The 26,125-nt window shown below is 44.0% G+C and carries 22 protein-coding genes and 1 riboswitch; of the genes, 2 read left to right on the top strand and 20 right to left on the bottom strand.

The window, feature by feature from the left end; genetic code table 11:
• Positions 1 to 10: 10 nt before the first annotated feature.
• The 11 genes from ACIGG7_RS00965 to ACIGG7_RS00915 all read right to left on the bottom strand — a co-directional run bounded on the left by ACIGG7_RS00965 (position 11) and on the right by ACIGG7_RS00915 (position 15,672).
• Positions 11 to 1,888 (bottom strand): cation:proton antiporter, encoded by a 1,878-nt coding sequence (locus ACIGG7_RS00965; RefSeq protein ID WP_224941991.1) that lies wholly within the window; start codon positions 1,886 to 1,888, stop codon positions 11 to 13.
• 140 nt (positions 1,889 to 2,028) lie between these two features.
• A complete protein-coding gene (locus ACIGG7_RS00960) occupies positions 2,029 to 3,345 on the bottom strand; it encodes an oligosaccharide flippase family protein (protein WP_397548421.1) in 1,317 nt (438 codons plus the stop codon).
• A 378-nt stretch (positions 3,346 to 3,723) separates the two neighbouring features.
• Positions 3,724 to 4,455, bottom strand: a complete 732-nt coding sequence (locus ACIGG7_RS00955) for an IS3 family transposase (protein ID WP_397548420.1) — start codon at positions 4,453 to 4,455, stop codon at positions 3,724 to 3,726.
• A gap of 161 nt (positions 4,456 to 4,616) precedes the next feature.
• A complete protein-coding gene (locus ACIGG7_RS00950; RefSeq protein ID WP_397548419.1) occupies positions 4,617 to 4,928 on the bottom strand; it encodes a helix-turn-helix domain-containing protein in 312 nt (103 codons plus the stop codon).
• Between the two features lie 193 nt (positions 4,929 to 5,121).
• On the bottom strand, positions 5,122 to 6,450 hold the full coding sequence (locus ACIGG7_RS00945) for a glycoside hydrolase family 30 protein (RefSeq protein ID WP_397548418.1): 1,329 nt from the start codon (positions 6,448 to 6,450) through the stop codon (positions 5,122 to 5,124).
• Positions 6,447 to 7,808 (bottom strand): GH1 family beta-glucosidase, encoded by a 1,362-nt coding sequence (locus ACIGG7_RS00940; RefSeq protein ID WP_397548417.1) that lies wholly within the window; start codon positions 7,806 to 7,808, stop codon positions 6,447 to 6,449. Before ACIGG7_RS00940 ends, ACIGG7_RS00945 begins: the two co-directional genes overlap by 4 nt.
• A gap of 15 nt (positions 7,809 to 7,823) precedes the next feature.
• Complete coding sequence (locus tag ACIGG7_RS00935; protein WP_397549074.1) at positions 7,824 to 8,600, bottom strand: carbohydrate ABC transporter permease; 777 nt, start codon at positions 8,598 to 8,600, stop codon at positions 7,824 to 7,826.
• A 144-nt stretch (positions 8,601 to 8,744) separates the two neighbouring features.
• Positions 8,745 to 9,644 carry a carbohydrate ABC transporter permease gene (locus tag ACIGG7_RS00930; protein ID WP_224941987.1) on the bottom strand — a complete coding sequence of 300 codons (900 nt, stop codon included), beginning with the start codon at positions 9,642 to 9,644 and terminating at the stop codon, positions 8,745 to 8,747.
• A gap of 72 nt (positions 9,645 to 9,716) precedes the next feature.
• On the bottom strand, positions 9,717 to 11,033 hold the full coding sequence (locus ACIGG7_RS00925) for an ABC transporter substrate-binding protein (protein ID WP_224941986.1): 1,317 nt from the start codon (positions 11,031 to 11,033) through the stop codon (positions 9,717 to 9,719).
• Positions 11,034 to 11,140: 107 nt separating this feature from the next.
• Positions 11,141 to 12,166, bottom strand: coding sequence for a LacI family DNA-binding transcriptional regulator (locus tag ACIGG7_RS00920; RefSeq protein ID WP_224941985.1), 1,026 nt, complete (start codon positions 12,164 to 12,166; stop codon positions 11,141 to 11,143).
• Positions 12,167 to 12,546: 380 nt separating this feature from the next.
• On the bottom strand, positions 12,547 to 15,672 hold the full coding sequence (locus ACIGG7_RS00915) for an efflux RND transporter permease subunit (RefSeq protein WP_397548416.1): 3,126 nt from the start codon (positions 15,670 to 15,672) through the stop codon (positions 12,547 to 12,549).
• Positions 15,673 to 15,834: 162 nt separating this feature from the next.
• Here ACIGG7_RS00915 and ACIGG7_RS00910 point away from each other — a divergent pair, with 162 nt between their 5' ends.
• Positions 15,835 to 16,689 carry a TetR/AcrR family transcriptional regulator gene (locus ACIGG7_RS00910; RefSeq protein WP_397548415.1) on the top strand — a complete coding sequence of 285 codons (855 nt, stop codon included), beginning with the start codon at positions 15,835 to 15,837 and terminating at the stop codon, positions 16,687 to 16,689.
• 243 nt (positions 16,690 to 16,932) lie between these two features.
• Here the strand turns inward: ACIGG7_RS00910 and ACIGG7_RS00905 are convergent, their stop codons facing one another.
• Genes ACIGG7_RS00905 through ACIGG7_RS00895 form a run of 3 tightly spaced genes read right to left on the bottom strand, consistent with a single transcriptional unit; the run spans position 16,933 to position 18,934 of the window.
• Complete coding sequence (locus tag ACIGG7_RS00905) at positions 16,933 to 17,358, bottom strand: DUF1284 domain-containing protein (RefSeq protein ID WP_397548414.1); 426 nt, start codon at positions 17,356 to 17,358, stop codon at positions 16,933 to 16,935.
• A gap of 14 nt (positions 17,359 to 17,372) precedes the next feature.
• A complete protein-coding gene (locus tag ACIGG7_RS00900) occupies positions 17,373 to 18,029 on the bottom strand; it encodes an oxidoreductase (RefSeq protein ID WP_224941981.1) in 657 nt (218 codons plus the stop codon).
• Positions 18,030 to 18,043: 14 nt separating this feature from the next.
• Complete coding sequence (locus tag ACIGG7_RS00895) at positions 18,044 to 18,934, bottom strand: amidase (RefSeq protein ID WP_397548413.1); 891 nt, start codon at positions 18,932 to 18,934, stop codon at positions 18,044 to 18,046.
• A gap of 41 nt (positions 18,935 to 18,975) precedes the next feature.
• Positions 18,976 to 19,057: riboswitch (cyclic di-GMP riboswitch) on the bottom strand.
• Between the two features lie 185 nt (positions 19,058 to 19,242).
• Between ACIGG7_RS00895 and ACIGG7_RS00890 the strand changes: the two genes are divergently transcribed.
• Positions 19,243 to 20,772, top strand: coding sequence for a BCCT family transporter (locus tag ACIGG7_RS00890; RefSeq protein WP_397548412.1), 1,530 nt, complete (start codon positions 19,243 to 19,245; stop codon positions 20,770 to 20,772).
• 62 nt (positions 20,773 to 20,834) lie between these two features.
• Here ACIGG7_RS00890 and ACIGG7_RS00885 read toward each other — a convergent pair whose 3' ends face one another.
• The 6 genes from ACIGG7_RS00885 to ACIGG7_RS00860 all read right to left on the bottom strand — a co-directional run bounded on the left by ACIGG7_RS00885 (position 20,835) and on the right by ACIGG7_RS00860 (position 26,034).
• Positions 20,835 to 21,035 carry a hypothetical protein gene (locus tag ACIGG7_RS00885; RefSeq protein ID WP_224941979.1) on the bottom strand — a complete coding sequence of 67 codons (201 nt, stop codon included), beginning with the start codon at positions 21,033 to 21,035 and terminating at the stop codon, positions 20,835 to 20,837.
• Position 21,036: 1 nt separating this feature from the next.
• Positions 21,037 to 21,189, bottom strand: a complete 153-nt coding sequence (locus tag ACIGG7_RS00880; RefSeq protein WP_397548411.1) for a hypothetical protein — start codon at positions 21,187 to 21,189, stop codon at positions 21,037 to 21,039.
• Positions 21,190 to 21,200: 11 nt separating this feature from the next.
• Complete coding sequence (locus ACIGG7_RS00875; protein ID WP_224941977.1) at positions 21,201 to 21,395, bottom strand: hypothetical protein; 195 nt, start codon at positions 21,393 to 21,395, stop codon at positions 21,201 to 21,203.
• Between the two features lie 104 nt (positions 21,396 to 21,499).
• On the bottom strand, positions 21,500 to 23,464 hold the full coding sequence (locus ACIGG7_RS00870; protein WP_224941976.1) for a hypothetical protein: 1,965 nt from the start codon (positions 23,462 to 23,464) through the stop codon (positions 21,500 to 21,502).
• 73 nt (positions 23,465 to 23,537) lie between these two features.
• Positions 23,538 to 24,803: an ATP-grasp domain-containing protein gene (locus tag ACIGG7_RS00865; protein WP_224941975.1), complete on the bottom strand. Its 1,266-nt coding sequence runs from the start codon at positions 24,801 to 24,803 to the stop codon at positions 23,538 to 23,540.
• Positions 24,804 to 25,446: 643 nt separating this feature from the next.
• The gene (locus ACIGG7_RS00860) at positions 25,447 to 26,034 is read right to left on the bottom strand and encodes a hypothetical protein (RefSeq protein ID WP_397548410.1); all 588 of its coding nucleotides are present in this window, start codon (positions 26,032 to 26,034) and stop codon (positions 25,447 to 25,449) included.
• Positions 26,035 to 26,125 lie beyond the last annotated feature (91 nt).

Here is a 26,125-nt window from a genome sequence, read left to right as displayed (position 1 = left end):
AAGCGTCGACTCAGTCGGCGCTTTCTTTCTTTTTGTCTTCTTTTGCCTTTGTTTCCCGCTGAACAGTCAGCTTTTCCTGGATCTTGTTAAGCTCTTTACACGGTTGAGTCAGGCTGACAACGACGTCCCCCACCTCGATCTTCGGAGATGAACCTTCAGTGAAGAATTCAATCCTTCCCGTTGGTTTATGAGCAAATAACAACAGGGTATGTTCATTCCGTTCCTTCAGATAATCTTCAAACGTGTATTTTTCCGTGATATTCGTCTTTCTGAATACATCTCCCCGCTCGACACGTTTATTCAGCTCTTCCCACGTCACATGATTTTGAAATAGGATACGGCCACCGATCGTATGGACCATGTCCTCGAGATCATCATCATTCTTGCTTCTCAGGCTCAGCTGAAACAGGTTATTCCTGCCGATCTCAGGCACAAAGGTCGTACAAACAAGGGCGTTATAGGAGTCGAGCTCCGTCGCCGCAATCATATACTCATACGGAGTCATATCTAAATAATATTCGGTTTGTTCAGACAGGATCTCCCCTCTGTAAAATGGAATCCCTGCTTTCCTTACCGAAAATAACCGCTGCCAGGATGAATCCGTGATCAGGACGGGAATTTTCATGGTCTGAAGGGTCTTGGCAAATTCGGTACTGAACTTACTTCCCCCTACGATGACAACCCCAGGCTGGTCACTGATGGCCAGATCAAGTTTCTTCGCCAGCCATTTAATTGAAAATCCGTGTGCGCACACCGTCGAGAACACCAGGGCAAAGGTAAGGGACGTCAATATCCTTGCATCCTCAAACCCCTTGTCCAATAGTACAGAGGCAAAGTAACTCGAAACGGTCAACGCAACGATCCCTCTCGGTGCGATCCATCCGACTAGGATTTTTTCCCTGACGGAGAGGTCCGTCCCTATCGTAGACAGCCAGATGGATATCGGCCTTACGATGAAGAGCATGAGCAGGACGAATGATACGATGTTCCAGTTAAAAATCTGGAATAAGGTATCTACGGTTAATGATGCTGTCAGCATAACGAATATGGTCGATATTAGCAGAACCGAAATGTTCTCTTTAAAGTGACGCATATCATCAATCGATGATATATGCATATTCGCGAGCGTCATTCCCATGGCTGTAACAGCAAGGAGTCCCGTTTCATGTGTGATATGATCTGAAATTGTGAAACAAGCCAGGACAAGGGCAAATACAACCGGTGACTTCAGGAACTCCGGTACATGTCCTTTTTCAAAAATGAATCCGGTGAATTTCCCCAGTGCCCATCCAAACACGACAGCAAACAGGGAAGCCGCAAAGAACAGCAGTAGAGATAATCCTGTTACATCATCACTGATTAAAAAGTTGATAATTTCAAAAGCAAATACGGCAATCAATGCACCGAATGGATCGACGACGATCCCTTCCCATTTCAGAATCGCAGCAGGTCTCGGCTTAAGCTTCGCCTGTCTGAGCAGCGGCAGGATGACCGTTGGCCCCGTAACGATGAATAAACCACCGATCACAAAGGCCACGGCCCAGGATAAGCCGGCTACATAGTGAGCCCCTAATGAACCGAGAAGCCACGCCAAAAGGGCACCGATCGTGACGATCCTGAAGACTGGTTTCCCCAGTCCCCTCACTTCACGGAAATCCAGGTTCAGGCTTCCTTCAAATAGGATGATGGCAACAGCCATCGAAATGATGGGTTTGAATACATCCCCGAAATCGTCCTTTGGATTGATGAGGCCGAAGATGGGACCTACGAGCAACCCGACAATCGACATGATGACGATGGCAGGCAGCCTGAATCTCCAGGCAACCCACTGGGAAGCAATCCCCAGTACTCCTACTAACATGATGTTAAATAAAATAGAATCGATCATAGACTTCTCCTTTGAGGGTTTGATCATCCATTGTAATAGTGAATGGTATGTACATGTTGTTGAATACAACTAGAATAAAAGGTCCGTCCCTCATTATGCAAAACAAATGCCTTCCGATCTGCACATCCGTTTTATATAGTTTACATTTTTATGGCTGATTTTAACCAAAGAGTCGTTTCCAGTTCCCGACAGATGGTCACGTAATGGAGCATGGTGATGAGAACGGCTCCAGCATTCATGCCGAGGATGACCCCTTCCATTCCGAAACGGGATCCGAGCAAGTATATGAGCGAAAATGAAAAGATGCTCGACCAGACGGTATGCAGGAGGGCGTCCTTCACCAATCCCAATCCAATTAAAAAAGCCTGAAGGGGAAATACCAGAAAATGAAACAGGAAATACGGCCACAAGAGCTTCAAATAATACGCTGAAGAAACCGAGTGAAAAAACGTTCCTGTAATGTAGTCACCAAGGGAATAATAAATAAACACAGCTGGTACACCGTAACCCAATGTGATCCACAACACTTGTTTAAGGTGTGACAGGATACCCTCAAAATCATTGGATGATACTTTTTCCGATACGGTCGGGATCAGGACGATCAGCATCGAAAACGCAATGAATGACGGAAAGAATCCGATGGTAAGGGCAATACCTGCAAGCATCCCAAAATGCTCATTCGCTTCTACTGCCCCCAATCCTGACAGAACGAGAGCCCATTTTATCAAAAAGGGCTGAATCGCATGGGTAAGGGCATGAAAGATGCGCAGGGCGGTTGTTGGAATCGAAACCGATAAAACTGATTTCCTCATATCACCTTTTGGTAATACGGAATGGCTGTTCTTTCTTTTACCCTTAATTTCAAGAATGTAAGCATGGATTAAATAAACAAATACGACCGCTTCACTCGCAATCAATGTCCCGAGGGCAATAAAGATGGATGTATCCATGCTGAAGGACAAAAATTGATAGATCGACACCAATAAACCTAATTGGATGCCTCTACGAAGGAAATTCGCTGCCGCTATTTTCCCCATCTGCTGGATTCCCATGAAATATCCCCTTGTGATGGAACTGAAGGCCACAACGGGAATCACAATCAAGATCAGCCAGCGGATGCCGGGATGATAACCTTGAAACAACGGCGTCCAGGCATAGACCATCACCATGACTAACAGAAGGATGCATGTCGTGATCACCGCAAATCTGAAAGCATAATGGAGCATCCCCCGATGATATCGTTCTTCCCGCTCTGCAAAGAATTTGGAAAGACTGATCGGCAGCTCCATGCTCGATAAAATCACAATCAGAAACACTGTAGGGAGAATCGACATGTATGTACCAAGCCCCGCTTCACCAAGCTCCCGGGCCAGGATCATATTGATCACAAATTCTAAACATTCGCCTATGAAAGCCGTCACCACCAACACCAATGTACCTCTTAGAAACAAACTCATATGTTTGTACCCTGCCTTTGTTTTAGATGGTCTATTCTATGATGGTTGTCCGGGGAATATGTGATGGGGTGAGATTGGATGTTTTTGTTGCCGTATCGCATTGCACTATGGAGATATTAAGAAAGTATGGGCTATTGTTCGGCAAGCTTGTGCCACTTTCAGAAAAACTTGTGCCACCTTGGGCGAAACTTGTGCCACTTTCAAGAAAACTCGGTTTGACCCCCTAATTCCTAACGTTTACTCCATGGGTCTTAATTGTTCTTAGTTTTTCATTTTGTTTTTCCTTCCTCGCTTTAGTGAAGAAGGAAAAACCTTCATTTTAAAGGCTTAAAGCCATTTCTTCAGGAAAACCACTATCTTTGTATTTCTCATAAAACTTCACGGGTGACATTCTTCCAAGGCCCCGTGATATCTACGGTGGTTATAGAATTCCATAAACTCATCAATTTCGTAATATGCTTCTTCAAAATAGGTAAATTCGTATCGCCTGAATAAATCTCGTTCCAAAATACTAAAAAAGGATTCGATATAGGCATTGTAGTTTGGTGATCTCGGAGGAATCCGTTCATGAAAAACGTTGTTTTTCTCACAAAACTCCCCGAATAGATTACTGATAAATTGCGGACCATTATCTGTTCTTACCACAATGCAATGTCGTCCATTAGAGTCATCAATAACCTGTAACTGTCGTCTAATAATGGCTTCATTAAGCATTCCAGTTATGTCTTTGGCTGTACACCTTGGTCCTCTGTAATATCCAACGATGGAGCGATCGAAGACATCAATTGCACATGCGACAAAGAAAAATCTTCTGCTTCCAACGATGTTTCCATACTTAATATCAAGCTGCCAAAGTTGATTAGGGGCAGTTATAATACGGTTCCGGACAAGCCGTTTAGGGTATTTAGGATTTCCCTGTCGTTGTGGAAGTAGAATTCCTAGTTCTTTGCACAACCTAGCTACCTTTTTATGATTAATTTGAAGGTCATGTTCATCTTTTAATAATTGGGTGAGATTCTTTATACCATACGTGGCACCGTCTCCCTCAATGGCCTCCATCAAGAATTCTTCAATTTGCTCATCTGGGATGAAATCTCCTGAATTGGTCATTCAATAACCTGGAATTGGGCGGCCCCTTTTCTCTACCATTTCAACTGGTTCCTCAATCGCATTATGGTAATAATACAGGGATCTGTTTGTCCCTGTGACCTCTGTCAGCTTAGTAATATGAAACCCCTCCCTTGCCCATACTCGAATCTCTTCTAAAACGCTTATGGCCGGTATTGGGTTTTTTTTAATAAGTTTCTAAGCATCGCAACTTCAAGTTCTTTTTCGCCAAGCAGTTTCATAGCTTGTTCATATTTTGCTTTTAGTTCTTCTTTAGAAGGCTCAGTGGATAGGACAGCCGAAGATGGATCTTCCATTTGATTACGTACTTCATCCTCATATTCCTTGATCCACCTTGTCAAAGTGGACCTTGAAATCCCAGCATTTCGAGAAATAGATGAGTAATTCCCACTCTCTAAAGCCATCCGGACATAATTTCTTTTTACTTCTTCTAAGGCTTCAATCTTTTTCGACATGGAACAGCCCTCCAAAATCCCTCTGTATTTATGGTTCTAGTGTACTGTTTTAAGTACAAATGTGTCCAAAGGAATTAAGGGGTCGTAAAGAACTCGTGCCACTTCCGGCGAAACTTGTGCCAAACTGCCCTCCAATACCCATTTAGGTACTTAAACACACAAAAAAGCAGCCCCCAATAGGACTGCTCTCCAACTACCGAATAATAAAAGTAGCAATCGAATGCAACGGAAGACTCGTGCTGAAGTTATTAACCCCGCACTCTAACGAAATCTCTTCCTCACGGTCACCCGCATTCATCACAACCACGACAATCTCCCCGTCTGCATTTTCAAAAGAAGTGGCCAGTACAGCGTCACCGGAAACCTCACACCCGATGCGTCTTGCACCTTTTTTAATGTATTTACTGAAATGCCCGATGTAATAATAAGAACTATTGTAGCGGACATCATCGTTCACAGTATCGACGATCACCGGCGCATCGCAATAGTTCCCGACGTGATTCGGACCGCCTACTTCATTCAGCACCATATTCCAATCGATCCACGCTTCAAGGTAATTGTTCAAGTCACCGATGATGTTCCGTCCATAGCGTTCACCTGTATCCCAGGCACCAGGCTGAACCCCGCCTTCAATGCACCCTTCTGTGAAAATCAAATGCTTGTCGGGAAAATCATCATGTACCTTTGAGAGGTTTTCAAACTCCTCGGAAACATACCAGTGGACCCCTGTTCCCCAAACATACTTAGCCGCTTCGGGATCGGACAACACAGCTTTTGCACGCTCATAAATCACATCACGATTATGATCCCAAATAATGACCTTCACATCCTCATGGCCATGTTTCTCGAGGGACGGACCTAAATGATTTTTAATAAAGTCCCGTTCTTCTTCCCCCGTATACAGGCATGAATCCCAAACCTGCTTCGCTTCCGGTTCATTCTGGATCGTCAATCCCCAGATCGGAATCCCCTCTTTTTCCATCGCATCTATATACTTTGAATAATAGTCCGCCCAGACGGATTCATATTGAGGTAACAGTTTCCCGCCATTGTTCATTTCTCCGTTCGTTTTCATCCAAGCAGGTGGACTCCAAGGGGAAGCAACGATGGAAAGTTCCCGTCCGGCCACTGTCATCGCTTCCCGGATTAGAGGAATCACCAGTTTCTTCTCCCGCTCGATAGAGAAGCTTTCTAACGAATCATCCCCATCCTCCACATATGTATAGTTTTCTAACGAAAAATCACAGCTGTTGATATGGGTCCGACCAAACCGATACCCAAGTCCCTCTACCGGATCAAAATACCTGCGAATGATTTCTTCCCGCTTCTCCGGGCTGATGAGGGAGAGGCTGTGAGCCGCCGATTCAGTGAACGCACCGCCGAACCCAAGCATTTCCTGATATTTACGCTCTGGATCAAGCTGAATGTGGGTATTGGCACGACCTTCTGAAAAAGAAACCGGTTCTTTTTCAGAGAACCGATCTCCTGTTTCTTTGGCTGTCAGAATCATCTTCATATTCATTGCGCGATTTCCTCAGTATGAAGGTTATGCTTCACTTTATGATCCCGGATGATTTCAGCGTAGCGGAAGGCGCTGTCTTTCCAGATCCGCTCCTGTGTATCGAAATCGACATACAGGATACCGAAGCGCTTGTCATATCCGAAGCTCCACTCAAAATTATCCATCAGTGACCATAAATAGTATCCTTGAATGTTCATGCCTTCTTCATTCAGGTCGGAAACGGCCTGAAGATGCAGATTCAAGTAGTTCACACGATCATGGTCATGTACGCGTCCGTTTTCCAGCACATCGTCATATGCCGCCCCGTTTTCAGTGATGTAGATCGGCAGATCCGTATATTCCTGCCTTAGACGGCGGATGAGGTCCTTGAACTCATTAGGGGCGATATCCCAGCCCATGCCTGTTTTCTTATAATCCGAGTAAGCTCCTTTATGAAGGAAATCATTGGCTGCACTGAACTCGACGATCCCGCGGCTGTAATAGTTGATACCGAAGAAATCACATTCCGTTGAGATCAGTTCCATATCCCCTTCTTTAATGAAGTCATACGTATGAACGTATTTTGAGAATAAGTTCATCATATCTTTCGGGTATTCCCCTTTGAATACGGGATCAAGGAACCAGCGATTGGAATATCCGTCCGCGTTGTTGGCAGCAAGTGCGTCGTTCACTGAATCCGTGTTTGGATAAACGGGTGAGAGGTTCAACGTGATGCCGATCTCCGTCTCGGACTGGAATTCCTTCTTAAGCATTTCCACTGCTTTTCCGTGTGACAACAGCATGTGATGAACGGCTCTTACTGCTTCATCCATATTGGTATGACCCGGTGCATGAACACCCTGATGGTAACCGAGGAACCCTGCACACCAGGGCTCATTGTGAGTGATCCATGAATCAACGATGGAATCAAGCTCCTTGAAGCAGGCTTCTGCATAATCCAGGAACCATTGTACGGATTCACGATTGACCCATCCGCCTTCCACATGTGCCCACAACGGAAGATCCCAGTGATACAACGTTACAGCAGGCTTGATTCCTTCTTCTTGAAGTCTTGTCGCCAATTTTTTATAAAAGTCCATTCCTTCCTGGTTATACTTACCCTTTTCAGGAAAGATGCGCGGCCAGGCAATGGAGAAACGATACGTATCCACGCCCAAACGCTTAATATGCTGGATGTCTTCTTCTAATCGGTGGTAGTGATCACAGGCAACGTCACCATTATGCTGCTTATAGACTTTCCCCGGAATGTCACAGAACATATCCCAGATGGACGGTGTTCTTCCCCCTTCATTATGTGCTCCCTCTATTTGATACGATGATGTTGCGGTTCCAAACGTAAATGTTTTATCAAATTGCATAGGTCATTCTCTCCTCTATTCTTTGATTGATCCTGCTGAAATACTGTTTACGATATATTTTGATAGGAATAGGAAGGCAATCATGATTGGCACAACGGAAATCGCAATCCCTAAATACATTGATCCTAAATTTTGTGCTACTTGAGACCCTTTTAAGAATCCCATTAAGACCGGCAGCGTATATTTCTCAGGCGAGAATAGGATGACGAGCGGCATGATGTAGTTATTCCATGATCCGATGAATGTGAAAATCGACATCGTCGCGACTGCCGGCATCATAATCGGAATCGCCACTGTATGGAAAATCTTGAACTCACTCGCCCCATCAATACGTGCTGCTTCTATTAAACTTGGATGAAGGGTAGTCTGGATATATTGTCTGAGAAAAAAGACGACAAACGGACTGGCAATCGCCGGAACGATCAGTGGAATGAAGGAATCCAGGATCCCCAGATTCTTACTCAGTTCGTAAAAGCCGATCAGTCCCAACTGTCCTGGGACCATCATCATCACAAGCATGAAAACGAATAAGAAATTCTTCCCTCGGAATCTGTAAAACGCAAATCCATAAGCAGTCAAAGCGGAAAAATATCCTGATAAAACAGTCGTGAGGACAGAGATGATCAGACTATTCTTGAACCCCGACCAAATGTTGACGTATTCCATCATCGTCGAATAGTTTTCCATTAAGGCACTGCCTGGGATCAGGGTGAAACCTGACAGGATCGCTTCATTTGACCTTGTGGCGTTCACAAGCATCATAAGGAATGGAATGAAGCAGACAATCGCCATCAAGACAAGCAGGATATAGATGATGCTCTTCACAATGGTATTTCTGGTCTTTAGTTTCGACTCATGTGGAAGAAGTTCGGGCTTTGACTTCTCTACCTTCTGGGTCGGTACATCTTTTTCAACGGCTGTTTTTCCCAACATGCTTTACACCTTCCTTGCTTGTTTGCGTTCATTTCCATACATCCCTTTGAAGACAATCGCCGAGAAGATCAAGGTAATGACAAACAATCCATATGCGACAGCTGATGCATATCCGTAATTGTTAAACTTGAATGCCTGATTGTATAGATACAGAACCATGGTATTTAATGATCCATCTGGAGAACCGATTCCATCTGTCAGGAGCATCGGCAGATCAAACAGCTGAAGGCCTCCGATCAAGGATGTGATCATGATATAAAGTAAAATCGGTTTTAATAAAGGAATCGTGATTTTCGTAAAGGTTTGCCACCTGTTTGCCCCATCAATCAATGCAGCTTCATAGTAGTCCTTAGAGATTCCGGAAACACCCGCCATGACGACGATGAACGAATGGCCGAACCACATCCAGGTGAGGATCAGGGAAACGGAAAGCTGTGCAGTCGCGGGCTCGTTCAGCCAATTAATCGGTTCTGATATAAGACCTATATTTAATAGAATCATATTTAATGATCCGTGCTGCCAGTCCAGTAGAATCCCAAACAGAAGGGCAACAGAACTAATGGTGATTAAATTAGGTAAATAAAAGATCGATCTGAAAAATGCCAAACCTTTTAACTTCATTCTCATATCAGAGAAGATTAATGCGAGTATAAGGGCAAGACCGATTTGCAGGGCAAAATTGACACCCCAGATTTTCCAGGTGTTAAAAAACGCTTCTACAAAGTAGCTGTCTGTGAGTAATCGGGTATAGTTCGCAAGACCGACCACTTCTGCGGTCCCGCTCCCGGAATAGTTTGTAAAGCTGTAATAAAATGTGAGTGCAACGGGATAAATACTGAATATTAAAAAGATGATCCAAAATGGGGCAATAAATAGATAACCATAGCGATCTACTTTTTTCATTCCCCAGCCCCCCTAGTTGTTAGATTTGGCAGGCAGCGTGAATCCATGCCGCCTGCCCTTAAATTTTACTACTTAGTTTTTTGGTACTTTCAAGTCTGGATATGCGTTTTGTGCTTTTTTATAGAACTCTTTAATTGCATCTTCTTTGGATTTTTTACCGTCCACGTATTGCTGAACAGCGTTTCCATAGAACGTGTCAAGCTGCTGGTCGTATTTCGTTACGATACCAGGTTCGATATCTTTCGCCTGCTCCAGGAAGAATTGATAGTTGTTTTGACCACCAAGGAATTCGTCACTGAAATCATCTTTGATTTTGTTCGTTACAGGCAGGTAAGAAAGTACATCCCCAGTTTCCTTCGCCCAATCTGTCAGGAATTCATCATCCTGTGTCATCATTTTCACAAAGTCATACGCAAGTTCTTTGTTTTCAGATTTATTGTAAACTCCTAACCATGTGCCACCCCAGAAGTATGGGCTTGGTCCACTCGTCACTGCCCAATCACCTGCAGATTCCTTGACGTTCGTTTTAAGAACACTGTGAAGTCCCCAAGTCGGAAGAACATAAGAGAATACTTGTGTTTCTTTTTCCTTGCCGTTTTCTTTCATTTTGATCGGTTTATCCATCGCCTCGAACCATGATGGAGACCACTCAGCTGCAAGCGCTGTATAGCTGTTTTCACGTAATTTCTTAGCAGAGTCCATATATTCGATCTTTTGATCTGTTAACTGCAATTCATTCTTATCGTTCACCCATGGTTGCGGGTTATCTCCCTGAGCGAACCAACGGATGGATCCTTCATCAGGGAACATGCTGTAGCCTTTCTCTTTCATCTTTTCCGCTACTTTAAAAACGTTGTCCATTGAATTCATCATGTTACCTACTTCGGTTGGATCGTCAGTACCAAGCACTTCTTTCGCGATACTTCTCTTGTAATAGATTCCGCCCGGTGTTGTCTGCCATGATAAAGCCCTTACATTTCCGTCTTTATCTTTACCTAAGTCAAATACATAAGGTACATATTTATCTTTGATTTCATCTACGTTGTATGGTTTTTCTGATAAGTTTTCCCAGTAACCTGCGTCCACCCATTGTTTAAGGAACGCGATTTCTCCCGTGAATACGTCCGGTGCTCCTACGCCACTTTCAAGAACCGGCTTTAATTTCGTCGGGTAGTCGGCAATCGGAACGATCGTCAATTCTACTTTTACACCGTTTTTCTCTTCAAACTTCGTGATGGGTTTCTTCAGTTCATCCGTGAATGACCATACCTTCAAATCTACATCTTTATCCGACTTGGAACTGCCGGATGACTTGGAATCTCCCGAACAAGCGGAAAGCACTCCAGCCACTAGTACAAACGTCATGAATAATGCTAGAACTTTCTTCATCATAATCCCCCTTTTTTCATTTGAAAATATTGATACGAAATCGGTTTCGTTCACTTTCACTCGAAAAGTCCGAAACCGGTTTCGAACTATCTTAAAAAAATATAAGATTATATCTTTTTTTCTTCTTTTAGTCGTGCACAAGATTCTCTGATGATAAGTTCAACCGGAATGACCTCGGTCGTAAGCAGCTTTTTCTTCTGGATGATCTGGTTCATCAGTAATTGTCCGGCACGGATACCGATTCGGTCCGTGTCCTGTTTGACCGTAGTCAGCTTTGGCGTGAGGTAGGCAGCCATTTCGATGTCATCATATCCGATGATGGAAATATCCTCAGGAATGCTTAAGCCATTCTGTTTGATGGCTTCCATGGCACCGATCGCCATATGGTCACCAGCTACAAAGACTGCGGTAGGTACTGTTTCAAGCGAGAGAAGCTTTTCCATCGCCGTTTTTCCTTCCTCGATGGAGAACATGCCACCGTTCACAAGATACCCTTCTTGTATGGGCAATCCCGACTCTTCCATCCCTTTCGTGAACCCTTTGATTCGCTGTGCACCGGCATCGATTGAAGGATCGCCCGAAATATGGGCGATTCTTGTATGCCCCAGTGAATGAAGGTACTCAACAGCCAACCTTCCACCCTCAATATTATCCGAGTAGACTACACTGCAGTTCTGGTTGCTCATATCGATCACAACGATCGGCACATGACTATTGATCATGTCCTGAACCTGAGGATCGCTTGGATCCGAGCAAATCACGACGATCCCATCCACAGCACGATATAAGAAATGCTCCAGATAACTCGTATCCCGATTTCTAAGATTACGAGAAGCAAAGATTAAATCATACCCTTCCCGCTCCACAAATTTGCGGAAACTTTCAATAAGGGCGCTGAAGAACGGATGCTTCAAGCCGACCTCATTGTCCTCTGCGAACATGACTCCGATCGTCCAGGACTTCTTCGTCGACAAGGACTGAGCATGAGCGTTAGGTAAATAGCCCATTTCTGCCGCCGCATCAAGAATTTTTTGCTTTGTTTTCTGGCTCACGTCGGAATAATTATTAAGAGCCTTAGATACTGTCGTACTGGAAAAACCAGTTCGTTTTGCTAAGTCATAGATTGTAACCATTACTGTCTCCTCTTCATCGAAAGCGCTTTCGTTAATTGTTATTATAGTGCAGACTTTTGAGGGAATCAATATAATTTTTAGAAAACTTTTATTTTTTGTTGGTTTCTTTTTTGCCATTCCTTTTAGAATTCCTCGCTTGTACGAGAGCAGCACTGGTATTTTTCAGTTACATATGCGCTTATTGGGCCACCTTCTTTTTTCGCAGACCCCATAGTGGACGGAATCAAGTCGAACCCTTATCCATATATTGGTACATCAACCCAGTCCTCCTCGTGCCAGCCCAAACAAAAGTTGTCCAACTGAAAGAAAATTCCCATAAAGAACCCTCGACCCCCCTAATAAAAAAAGCAGCCCCACTAAAGGACTGCTTTTCTCTTAAACTATTCTTTCACCGCTTTCCGCTTCCGTCTACCAATCTTCCCTTTGATTTTCATCAAAGTTTCATACACGATCGGCACAACGACAAGCGTTAAGAGCGTCGAGCTGGTCAATCCACCAATAACGGTTACACCGAGTCCTTTCGAGATCAATCCGCTTCCTTCAAGACCGAGTGCCAATGGGAACAGGGCTCCGATTGTGGCAATGGCCGTCATGAGAATTGGACGAAGTCGGGTGGAACCTGCTTCGAGCAAGGCTTCCCTTGTGGATAGACCTTCGTTTTCTTTGTGAATCACACGATCGACTAACACGATCGCATTGGTGACGACGATTCCGATCAGCATAAGTGCTCCGATCATAGACGAAATACTGATCGTTTCTCCTGCAATCAATAACGCTACCAACGCTCCGATAATCGTGAATGGTAGTGAGAACAGGATGGCAAATGGTGCTAGACCGCCGCCGAATGTGATGACAAGAATCAAGTAGACAATCGCGATCGCTGCAAGCATCGCTAAACCTAATTGTGTGAAGGATTCCTTGATATCTTCTGTTACCCCGCCCATGTTCACATCGATACCGGATGGAATATCCATATCCTTGATTTCTTTCTGGATATCTTGAGATGCTTTCGACACATCGTCGGTTTTCAGTTCTCCACTCACTTGAGCAAAGACTTTTCCGTCCCGTCGCGAAACGGTATCAGACGTCTTCCCTTCTTGAACTTCAACAACGTCTTTAATTGGAACTTCCACACCCAGTGGTGACTGGATGGTCTTATCCGTCAAGTCGTTGATGCTTTCATACTTTTCTTTCTCAACATCCAGGTAGACATTCACTTCTTCGCCGTCTTTTTCAATCGTCGTAAGGACCGGACGCTGACGTGTCTGACCAAGCTCCATGGCAATTTGACCTGCTGTCAGACCAAATTCGCTCAGCTTTTCCTGGTCTGCGACGAACGAATACTCATCATAGGATTCAGAAATGCTTGATCCGACTTTTTTGAAATCTTTCTTGTCTTTCATCATGTCTTGAATATCGTTGACAACCGGTTCGATGTCTTTCAGGGTTTCCCCGTACACATACACGACAATTTCATTGCTGCCGGCACTTGCAGAGAAGTCCTGTGAAGCCCATTCCCCTTTGTCAGTTGCTTTCTGCAGATCTTTGATGACCTTTTCTTTTTCTTCTGAGAAATTCTCTGTGTCGTCGTTATATTGAACGTAGAAGATGGCATTATTATTGCTTCCCGGACTCATCGGATTTTCACCGCCGACAGAGTACTGAATGGTTTCAGCCCCTTTACGGTCCTGGAAATACTCCTCTGCATCCTGTGCGATTTTTTGGACATCATCTTCTGTTTGACCAGGTTCTGGTTTATACGTCGCCATGATCATCTTCTCTTCATCGGATGGAAGGAAGCTGACGCCAATCAATGGTACTAGGAATAAGCTCCCGACCAGCATAGCGATTGCAAGGATCGACGTGATGATTTTATGATTCAGAGTCCAGTTCAATACGCCCTTATACCAAGTCGCTAAACGGCTTTTCTTCTCTACGTGCTTCTTGCCTACACCCTTTTTAAACATGGAGTGGGCAAGCATCGGTACGATCGTAACGGCTACAAGAAGGGAAGCCAGTAGAGCAAACACGATCGTTAAGGCGAATGGAAGGAATAGTTCCCCGATCATTCCTTGAACAAGTCCTAGCGGAAGGAACACAGCAATCGTGACAATTGTGGAAGACGCGATCGGAACAAACATTTCTTTCGTTGCTTCACGGATCAGGTCTTTTCCTTTCAGAATCTCACCTTTCAGTGACATTCTTCGATAGATATTTTCTACCACAACAATGGAATCATCGATTACCCTCCCGATGGCGACCGTCATTGCCCCAAGGGTCATGATATTTAACGTAATGTCCATCTGTTTCAGAAGTAAAATTGCGATTAATAGAGACAGTGGAATCGATACGACTGAAATGAGCGTCGATTTGATATCCCGTAAGAACAGAAGGATGATGATGACCGCGAATACGGCACCGAATAAGGCTTTATTCAGCATGGTGCTGACAGATTCTTCGATCGGTTCCCCCTGGTCAAAAGTAGAAATGATTTCTACACCATCAATGTCTTCTTCAAATGTTTTGATTTTTTCTTTGACCGCATTGACAACATCCACCGTATTGGCATCTGCTGTTTTCACCACTTGAAGGCCGATGGATTCTTTTCCGTTCGTTCTTGAAATGGATTCTGCTTTCCCAATCAATTCAATATCAGCAATATCTGAAAGTTGAATGGTAGGGATCTTCATGCCCGCAGGTGCTTGCGGTGTTTGCCCCTGCGCGGACGGCTGCTGTCCTTGCGCCGTAGCTCCACCTGTATTTGGAGTTACAGGGATCTTCATTTCTTTCAAATCTTCAATCGTCGTAATATTTCCGTCGACCACAACGGATTTCTGGCTGTCTTTGAACGTATAAAGTCCTAATGGAGCCGTTACGTCCGAGCCTTTGATCATATTTTGGACCGTCTCTTCTGTCAGACCGTACTTCGCCAGTTTTTCTTCATCAAATACAAGCTGAGCCTCTTGTACCTGCTGACCTGATGCCTGTACAGAAGCTACCCCGTCCACTCCTTCAAGTTCCGGAACAATTGTGTCTTCTACTGTAGACGTTAATTGCGCCAATGACTGTTCTTCATTAGCTACACTAAGGGCGATGACTGGAAAGGCGTTGAAGTTAAGTCTTGAAACTTCCGGCTCATTGACTCCATCTGGAAATGGTAGATCGGAAAGAGCCTCTTCCACTTCGGTCTTGGCTTCATCCATATCCTTTGAAAACTTGTATTCTATTTGGACGGCTGAAGCATTCTGGTAAGAGGTGGAACTGACTACATTCACTCCATCTAAATTCTTCAAACGTTTTTCAATCGGTTCAGAAACCTTGTCCGCAACATCTTCCGGCGTAGCGCCAGGATACACGGTTGTCACACTGACAATCGGTGTGTTGATGTTAGGTAAAGTTTCCAGCTTCATATTAAATCCTGAATATAAGCCTGCCACAATGACAATGATCGTCATTAGCCAAACAGCAAACTTATTCTTAAGCACAAAATTAATAATACTGTTCACGTGTATTCATCCCTTCTCTTTATTTCTGACCGACTAGTCATAACATATTTTAATATAACTGACCACTCAGTCATAAGTCAATATACTTACAAAAGAAAAGGTTTATTTTTTGTGACCAATCGGTCATAATATACGTAAGGAGTTTATCAAGGAGAGGAAAGTATGAAAGAAAAAGAAAAATTGATTATCGAGACATCCATTAAGCTCTTTGCCACGAAGGGATTCAACGCTACCTCCGTTCAAGAAATCGTGAGCGAATGTGATATATCAAAAGGTGCATTCTATCTTTATTTCAAATCAAAGGAAGCACTGCTGCTGGCTATCATGAATTACTATTTTAAAATGATCACGGACAAAGTGAATGAAATAGAAAACGAGGATATACCTCCTTACGAGAAATTCCAAAAACAATTAGAATGTCAGCTCATTGAAATATGCAAACATAAAGAATTCATCATTATGCAGATTCGTGAGAACGCCATGCCGTTCAACGATGAAATCCATGATCTTCTCAGCGAGATGAAAATGAACACCCATCGGTATTATAAAAGAAGGTTATTTGGGATCTACGGAAAAAAGATTGAGCCGTATTTCTGGGATATCACGATGATGATTCAAGGATTTTTCCATTCATATTTAGAGTTGGTCATGCTTGATAAAATCGATTTGGACTTTTCCTACTTGTCTCATTTCATATTGAAACGTACGGATGACTTGGTGGAAGGATTAATAAAAAGCGGGGATGAACCAGTTCTTTCCTTTGAAAAGCTGGACGATCTCGTCAATGACTTCACGTCTTCTGCCCGAATGAACGAGTCGACCCTCATTCATATGGTCGAGGATGCGCTTGAAGTGGCTGAGGATGAAAATATCCGGATTTCACTGGAAGTCATAAAAGAAGAAATACAAAAGGACGAAACCCGCCCTGTCGTCATCAGAGGGATGCTGGGGAATCTGGATGAGGACCCTGCGTTGAAGCATTTGATGAATGCTTTAAGACATTTTTATAAAATCTAATGACCGTGTTCGGTCTCTTGTAACACCGCCGCCCGATTTCCGTGCAAGACTTCGCTTTCCTCGGGCGGAAGGAGTCTTCGTCTTGCACTCCAATCAACAGCTAGAACCTGCTTTATTAATGACTTATGCTTTTTCAACAACAATAAAAAATCCGAACGATTTCGAATGGTCGTTCGGATTTTTCTATGACTAAGGTATTTCTGTCCCAGCCTATCTCTGTTAAAACTACATTCTTATAAGAACTCACGCCAACACTTTCTCCCGCAATGCTCCGATCCCTTCCTTGCACACTCCATACTCCAGCCAGGAGCAGCCTTTACATAGATGGTCAAGATCTTCAGGTTTGACCTTTTGGGCCGTTGCGTTGATCAATTCGGATTTCAAATAAACTTCACCGTGCTTCACTCCTAAGTGGTTCAGCACCCTGCTGTCTAATGCAAGGACATGGTCATTGGAGGCGACACTTTTTTCACATGCTGATTCCCCTTTATGAGGGCAGGCGCCACAGGCATCATCGAAAGCTTGAACGACCTGGATGGGAAAGTCCATGTTGTCGTTGCGTATGTCTTCCACTATCTCAGCCATCTTCTGAACAAATTCAGGACTGTACCCCATGCCTTTAAATCCGTGAGTACACAGAAGATGATGTCCTCTCAGTATTCTCTTCATGGTATCCCCCTTTTTTAAAGCTGTTGAATTTGATCTGATTCATGGATGGTTACTTTCTCACTGGTTGAGCTTATGGCTGCGCGGTACATCCCATACGCAACCTGCTTGCCTGAAATACTTCTGTACCGCTTCAACCTGCCAACCATGACCGGACGGACGGCCCTGGAGAAAAGTTCACCCGCTTTTTCTCCAAGACGGAATTCCTGTCTCTCCCCCAATAAAAGGGAGGGTCTGAAAATGTGAAGGGAGGGATAATGAAGTTCCCTTAAGCCTTCTTCCAATTTCCCTTTCACCTGACTATAAAAGAATGAAGAACCCGTGCTTGCACCAATGGAAGATATGACGAGGTATTGTTTTGCTCCATGTTCTTTTCCAAGCTTACCGAGTTGAATGGGATATTCATAGTCCACTTTCTTAAATGCTTCTTTCGTCTTCGCTTTTTTAATCGTAGTACCGAGGCAACAGAACACATCATCCACTTCTTCATGAGGCAAAAGCTTCATCCCATCAAACGAAATGATTCGTTCATCCAGCTTTTCATGCTTCAAACCGCTAGCCCTTCGAACAAAGGAAATCACTTTTGTATACTCCGGACTCTTTAGCAGGATATCCGTCAGATGGGAACCGACCAGGCCGGTTCCCCCTGCAACCAATGCTACTTTCGACATCATTCAATCCTCCTCTCTTATTCCGATAAATCCTTCCAGCTCCCGTAATGATGGACGGCGATTCCTTTGTAGGAAGAATGGGTTTCATACTCCGCATCAACCAGCGCAAGCTCATCAAGCATGGTAGCCGCCCCTTCTTCGTGAAAGGTCAGGAAATTCCCCTCAGCAGATGGAGCTGTCTCCACTCCAACCTTCACTTTTTTTCCTGCAGACTGGGCGAAATCCATTTCATTTCTGACAAGTTCTATGATCCCGTTCTCTCCAATGGCCAGATCCCGATATGCCATGATACCAACTTCTTCTGTCTGCCCAATGACCCACTGAGCAAGATTCCCTTTTCCAAATTCATTATTGTATGTTTTCCCATCAAACCAAAATGGAATGTCCATCCCTAATGGGAGTTGAAGCGAATGAGAACGATTTACCGCTACCTTTACCATCTTTTGATAATTCAACACCGTCTTCCCGTAAGCGGTTGTCCACCCGGGTAAAAGGTAAGGCTCTACATCCAAATGAACCCCTGTAAATCGTTGAGCCTCACTTGCTTCAAGCTGGTACGCATAGAGCCAATCAAAAAAGGCATTAAGGGAAGTTTGTCCTTTTAAGGTTGCCCATTTCGGTGCTCCGTCCAATGCATATACGTGTATATTTTCAGCACTCGCCATTTCGATAAATTGGTGATAGTATTCCTTTTCAACTGCCGGATTCACTTGCAAGTATACTTCATCTACATGATGAGATCTAAAAAAGTCGATGATTTCTTCTCTCTGTGTGACGATTTCCACTGTATTCCAAAGCCACGTACTTTTCCCTCTCATGTCTACACCAGCTGCCTTTTCAGTTGATGGGTAAGAAATCATACTCATCATGATCAAACAAATACAAACCCATTTCAAACATCTACTCATCTTTCATTCTCCTCTTCCTGAGCCTTGGCTCTTTTGAGGAGCCTGGCAGCTTGGCGACCATTCGAATCGATTAGGCCCATAGCTTTGCGTCCTTGCTTTTCAACAAGTTTGCCTTTTTCAGTTTTTGTTTTATCCTTCCTCTTTAGTATAGTCCTTTTTTCACCGGTGAAAAGATGTAATTTTCAAAATTATCACGTGACAGAAATTGCCTTTTTTGAATTCTTTCTATATCCTTTACAACTCTTTTTCACCTGTGAGATAGTTGGAACTTGTGTTTTTCAAAGAAAAAATAAAGGAGTATTTAATATATGTCTAAAACGCATCACACATCAAAAATTGATTGGCCTGTCTTTGCTATCAGTGGTGGATTGCTCATTCTTTTCGTCATCGCCGCTTTCATCAGTTTGGACAGCGTCACTGCATTTGTTAATAAAGGTTTCGCCTGGTCTTCAAAGTACTTTGGGGCTTTCTGGCAAGTACTAATGCTGGTACATTTCCTTGTAGCACTTTATCTGGCGTTCTCAAAATACGGAGGTGTCCGATTAGGTTATATGGAAAAACCGGAAATAGGAACGTTTAAGTGGTTATCGATCATCATGGCCACTTTACTTGCAGGCGGAGGGGTGTTCTGGGCGGCAGCTGAGCCTATGTATCACTTTATGACCGTCCCACCCATGCATGAAGGAATCAATGCCTTGACCCCGGGAGCCATCATGCCGGCCCTGGCGCAAAGCTATATGCACTGGGGCTTTCTCGCATGGGCCATCTTAGGGACTTTGAGTGCCGTCGTTATGATGTACGGGCACTACCACAGAGGGATGCCGATGAAACCCCGGACCCTTCTGTATCCGATCTTCGGGGAAAAACTTAAAAAGAGTGTCCTCGGAACCCTTATCGATGCATTTGCCATCATTGCCGTGGCTGCAGGTACAATCGGGCCGATTGGCTTCCTTGGTTTACAGGCAAGTTACGGACTATCCGCTTTATTCGGTATACCAGACCGGTTCTCGACTCAGCTTGCGATTATCATTTGTTTAGTGATCGTATCGACCGTATCTGCTGCCACCGGCCTTCATAAGGGGATTCAAATCCTGAGTAATGTGAATGTACGATTGGCCTTTGGATTGATTCTATTTGTTTTATTCTTCGGTCCTGGAGGATTCATCATTGATTCCTTTGTGTCTTCTTTCGGATTTTATGCAGATCACTTTGTTCAGCTCAGCACATTCCGTTCAGATAAGAACTGGCTGGGAAGTTGGACCGTGTTTTTCTGGGGATGGTTCATAGGGTATGGACCGATGATGGCCATTCTCGTCAGCCGCATATCCCGTGGCAGGACAATCCGTCAAATCATACTGGCTATTGCGATTATCGCTCCCATTGTCACCACATTCTGGTTTACCGTTGTGGGGGGTTCAGGGATATTTTATGAACTGCAGAATCCAGGAAGTGTTTCACAGGAATTAACGAGTGGCGGAATGCCTGCCGCCATGATTGCGATCACCAATCAGCTTCCACTCTCATGGATTATTTCACCGTTATTTTTATTATTGACGATTCTTTTCGTTGTCACGACAGGGGATTCCATGTCTTATACGATTGCCATGGCGGTTTCGGGTGAAGGAGATCCCAAAGTGTCCTTGCGCGTATTCTGGGCAATCCTGATGGGATCCATCGCGGCGATCCTGCTTTATATAGGTGATGGTAGTGTCAGTGCACTCCAAAACTTTATCGTGGTCACGGCTGTTCCCGTCTCTATCCTTCTGCTCCCAATGCTGTGGCTTGCGCCAAAAGTGTCTAAAGAATTACTTGGTGAACAGTTCCGTTCAATGAAATAAATTCAAAAGAAACGCCCATCATCTTTTAGATGGGCGTTTCTTTATGTAGTTGATTCTTACCTCTATAACTCTTCATCTTCAAAAAATTGCTGTAATTTTTCCTCTTGTTCAGGACTCGCTTTTTCTGTCGCGTAGGGGTTATCTTTTACTCCTTGCGTATCCATATTTGTTTTGATTGCGAAAAAAGGGCCCTTCGGTTCTTCGGCTATGACACGATCATTTAATTGCTTGAAGTCGGGCATATCTTTGTTTCCTTTATCCATCTTATCTTCCTCCTTCAAGGTGTTGTTTCATATTTTTATAGGCAATTAACACAATATCGTCATTCGTTTCCTGACGAAGTTCGTTTTCCATATTCCTTACTTTCACCAAAGTATCTTCAGACAAGTTTGCAAATGGAAAATTATTTTTAGTCATTCTTTCATCTCCTATCCATTTTCAATCGTTTGGTCGATTATCTTTTCTGCGATGAACTCGTTCGCATCCTCTATCGCATGATGCTCCTCCAACGATTCTCCCGGTACATACACCTGGCTGGTATTACGAATTCGCTCATTTAGCTTAAACTCCGGATTGAGTGGTGTGTCCATTCGTAGTTCTTCCGTTTCTTTTTTATCCCTCATTGAATCCACCTCCACTCATTAGTATGGCTAGAGATAAATAGAATCATCCAAACTCTCATTCAACAAAAAAAACGTTGAGCAACCAAAGTTACTCAACGTCAGCTTTAAACCCAGGTATAATCCTTTCCCCAACTATCCCTGGCAAGGTCTTTAATGTCATCCACAATGTCATTTTCCACCGCGAAGGCATCACCCTGTTCATAGGGATTGTAATGGAAAGCATACAAGCGTGAGACAAATTCATGAAACGGGAGGGAGCACTCTCCTTCCCTTTCCCCATTATCCATAACGGAAGGTTCGATTCCCTGCCCCCAATTTTGTGACCCGTCATTGTTCGGGTTGTAGAAATAGATCCGATACTCACCTTTAGGATCTTGAGTGATCCGCAAAATCGATACGGCGTGAAATCCAAGAAGTTTCCCATGCACGTTCGTAATGAAAATCCCAACTGGATTTGGATAAATCAAACCGTAATCATCATTATATTCTGGATGATGAGTGGCATAGAACAGTCTTACAAAGCCCGGATAGTCGGAAATGAGCCCAGATAATGGATCGATCACCGTGCTGAATCCCTTTTGAACCCAATCGCCATAAAACTCAGGATTCACCCAGCGATGTCCATCTTCCCCTCTAAGGGATACCCTCCTCATCATCTCACTATAAATCCGGTCAAGATGAGGGACAAGGACAAGGGACACGGGATCCAGCTCCTGATGAAGCTCAGGTGCAAGCCCACCGCTTAAATCCTTGGAATGAATCGGTGTGCCCTCAAACTTGATATCAATATCCCCGTCTCTTGCAGCCCTTGGAATCAGTTCAAGTAAATACCCGGGAGCATGTTGGGCCCAAAGGCTGATCCCACGTGCTGTTTGACAGGTTGGATTCAACCCTTGTCCGATCCCGATCGGCTGCCCAAGGACATTAATGACACCTGCAAGGAGAACCGAGTTTGCCGTAATACCGTCTCCCGATTTGCAGGAATTAAGGAGGGTTTTTCTTACTTCCGGTCTAATATCAAGCTCAATCAGCCTCTTCAATCCCGGTGACACAGGGGAAGATGAAAGGACCCCTCGTTCAAGCATGAGGGCAAGCCCATACACCGATTGTTTAGTGGCAGGATAGATCGCTACCTTGATCAGTTGAAACACAAGCTCAGCATGTTCATCAAGGTTTGCTTTCCCTTTATCATTTAACTGAAGTGCAGCCGGAACAAGCTCCTGCACCTTTCTGGACAGGTACCTCAGAAGAATCGCATGCTGAGGGGCGACCAACCCGGTTTCCCGCATGGACTGGGCACATGCGACTGCTTCTTTCTCCAGCTCTTCGTGAGACAGATCCATCAGCTTTTTACGATATTCACCCGGCTGAGTTATCGACTTGCTCAACGGGGACGGACCTTCAATGGCAGAGACATACTTCTCCAATACCAGACGCTCCGCTACACTAAGATCAGAATGAAGCATTTTCTTGGCCGTTTCAATCATGGAAACGGTCCGCTTCACCATGATCGGACGCTGCGCAGTCAATCGTTCGACCTCTTTGATGAGTGTCGTGGTCAGCGCTTGATAGGAAAGCTTATCCGATAGGAACCTGAATAAGTCCGTTGCTCTTTCCCTTTGTTCTCCAGCTTCAATGCGCGCCGCTTCTGTTGCTTCCGGGAAAAGAAGGTTTAGATTCAGGACCATGACCTCATTCAGGAAATCCTGCGCCATTTCGGCCGAAACATCAGGATGATCATATTGATCTTCCGCGATTGAAAGCATCCTGAGTTCGCTCAGGATTTCTATGATCGAAGGCAACCCTTTTGCCTGCAGGGATCCGGAAACAAGAGGTGGTTGGAGCTTGGATGCTTTCTCCCATGGCCCGTCCTGGAATACCCCTGCCTGTTCAAAACGGTCTGCGCTCTGATATAAGATCCCTAGCCCTTCATCTGTATCCAGTAATCTCTGAGCTTCCTGATAGACGTCTGTCTGATACATTGATTTCGCAAAGGAAGCTGCACTCTCCAATTCATTCAGCGCTTGCAAAAATCGATCTTCCAACTTAGACGTTAATTCAAATGCCATTTCAAAACTCCTTTATCGATCAGAATATCGGATAGGCTGTTTCTGAAAGGATGACTGGTATCATCATCGTTCTTTAAATATAAAAATTAAATTGTTCGTATTCTTTTAACAAACCCCTCATAACTTCACTGTCTTCCCCATAAAAGAAAATCGTCCCGTAATGATTCCCAAAACCGATCCGCTGAGCGACTTTCCCCTGAGCCGGACTGAACATATCATGCTTTTCGAAATATGGATGATTCTCCAGTTCATCCGGTACCTCCAGCTTCTCCACATAATTCACATGAGGATGGACCATCAGGCAGCCTGCATGAGCCTTTGCTTTCTCACCTGTCGATGGAAAGAACTCTCTAAGTTCTTCTTCTGTCGTATTTGGATCACCGCAAAGGATCTGGGCTTGATACGCACTGAATCCGTAGGCTCGCTCAATCAGATCAAAAATGTGTCCGCCCGGTACTCTGGCTGCGACCTCACCAAAATGAAGCGTCCCATCAGAGGTGATGAAATATTCAGGGTGAATCACACCGTATTCAATTTCGAATGCATCGATGAGCTGCTGAATAGCCTCACGGATGATCGGACGCTTTTCTTCAAGGGTCGGAGAAGCCGGTACGAAATTGGAATAGCCCAATCGTACGTACTCCGTTATATTTAAAAATTGGATCTTTCCTTTATGAATGAATGCTTCGCACGAGAATTCCTGACCATCAAGATGACTTTCCATCAGGAGAGGGAATTCAGATTCAGTGAGAGCATCGATATCTTCTGGATTTTCAATGGCCCGATGACCGACGGAACCGGCTTTATCAAGAGGCTTGACGTGAATGGGGTCGTTCTTATCCCCTTCCACTTTCAAGAGGGCTTCATTCACACGCTTCAAAAATCTCCTTACATCCTCTTTATCCCTTGCTTCTTCAAATACACCTACTTTGATTCCCGCAATTTGGGCTTTACGCTTCATCATCCCTTTATCCCTTAAAAGGAGCGAACGGTTAAAGATGCGCGGCTCATTGCGGAAACGGGAGTTCAATGCCCCTGCCCATTCCACACATTCTTCATATAGTGGAATGGCGACTTCAGCACCAAGTGCCTTCAGCTGTTTGTAAAGATGATCTGAACCTTCGTTCAACCGATCGAAATCCCAACCGACAAAAGCAATATCATGCTTTTCTGCATAAGCCTCAAAATCAGGCGGGCCAACAACGACAAATGGCCTTTCTAACTTTGCACACGCTTCGATGGCCGGCAGGCTCCAACCAATCAGTGCCGTTAAATAGGGTTTGGTTTTATCCTTCACATTTTGTTTTGCTTGCTGCAATTCAAGTTGATCTAGTCCCATATTTTCCTCTCCCTCTTTCACGTATTTATTCAGATTTCATCTTTAGCATAACAAAGCCCCCTGAGAGAATGAAGTATTATGCTGAATTTTCAGTCTATTCGACAAATAAAGTGTTTATACGACCTTCCCCGACATTTTTTATTCATCATGTAATTGTAAAAGGCATACTCCCATTTTTAGGAATATGCCCTGTTTTTTCATATGGCTCTTTTCGTAAAAATTGATCTCCATGCTCTATCAACAAGCAGGTGCTACAGGGTGAGGGGAACTACTTCGCTTTCCGCGGACTTACGGCCGAGCCTCCTCAGCACAATTCGTTTCCGGGGTCTCGGCACGCCCGTTTTCCGCATGAGTCTACGCAGTTCCCCTCACCCTTTTAACCAGTTTCAAGTGACAGAGCTAAATAAAGACAGTTGAGAAATGATTACTTTATCAACAGAAACAAGAAACAATTTTATATTAGAAAGTACTATTTTTAACACTGGAAAAGAATTCAATTTTGTCAGCTGATTGTAGCGGAAGGTATGAAATGCGGAGGAGGCTCAACTCAAGCCCCGCGGTAAGCGAGCACCTGGAGCGGAAATCAACCACCACTAGCTTAGTCAAAAGCAACAGTCTTTGCAAAAAGAACCTTTTATTAATACTAAAAAGAAATGCCTTCTTTCTTTGAGATATCATCGTTAATGATGCCCAGACCGCTGATCTTCCCTGGTTGGACATCCGGTTGAACCGACGGATTGGACGGATAGGTTTTGCCATTGAAAAGTAATTGTTTATAGCCTCCTTTTATACCTCCACCGGAAACATACATGATGATATTTTTCCACCCGTTTGTTTTTTCGTTTTGAATGATAATAGGACTCCTGACCAATGAGAATACCGTCATGAGTTTATACTCATTGTTCTCCTTTGTGAATAGCGCCCCGCTGCATCCACCGCTTCCACACACCGGGAAGCCAACTACATATACAAATGTTTCCGGTTGTTGATCATCATTCAAGTCGACATGATTATAATAATATTGGACATGATCTTCACCGCGTTTCAAGTTTAAAGCTTTACTAAATGCTTCCTCTAACTTAGGATCAGGTACCATTTCCGACTGAATATACGTCACATCGCTTACGTCGACTTTGGCACTTTCCTGATCAGGATGGGCATATCCAATTGAGCAGAACCCCGTGTATAGGAAGACCATTACCACCATAAATCTTAACTTCATTTTCTTCATTGGATCACCTCTATTAAAATGGATATCAGTAGTTTTACCACTTTAATTGAGATTATCTGAAGTTTCTTAAGCTGTTTATTTAAAAAAAGCC

The organism is Rossellomorea sp. NPDC077527, assembly GCF_044542955.1.
GTDB classification, from domain to species: domain Bacteria; phylum Bacillota; class Bacilli; order Bacillales; family Bacillaceae_B; genus Rossellomorea; species Rossellomorea aquimaris_E.
Note: the sequence above shows the minus strand (reverse complement) of the source record. Positions and strands in the feature narration are given on the sequence as shown.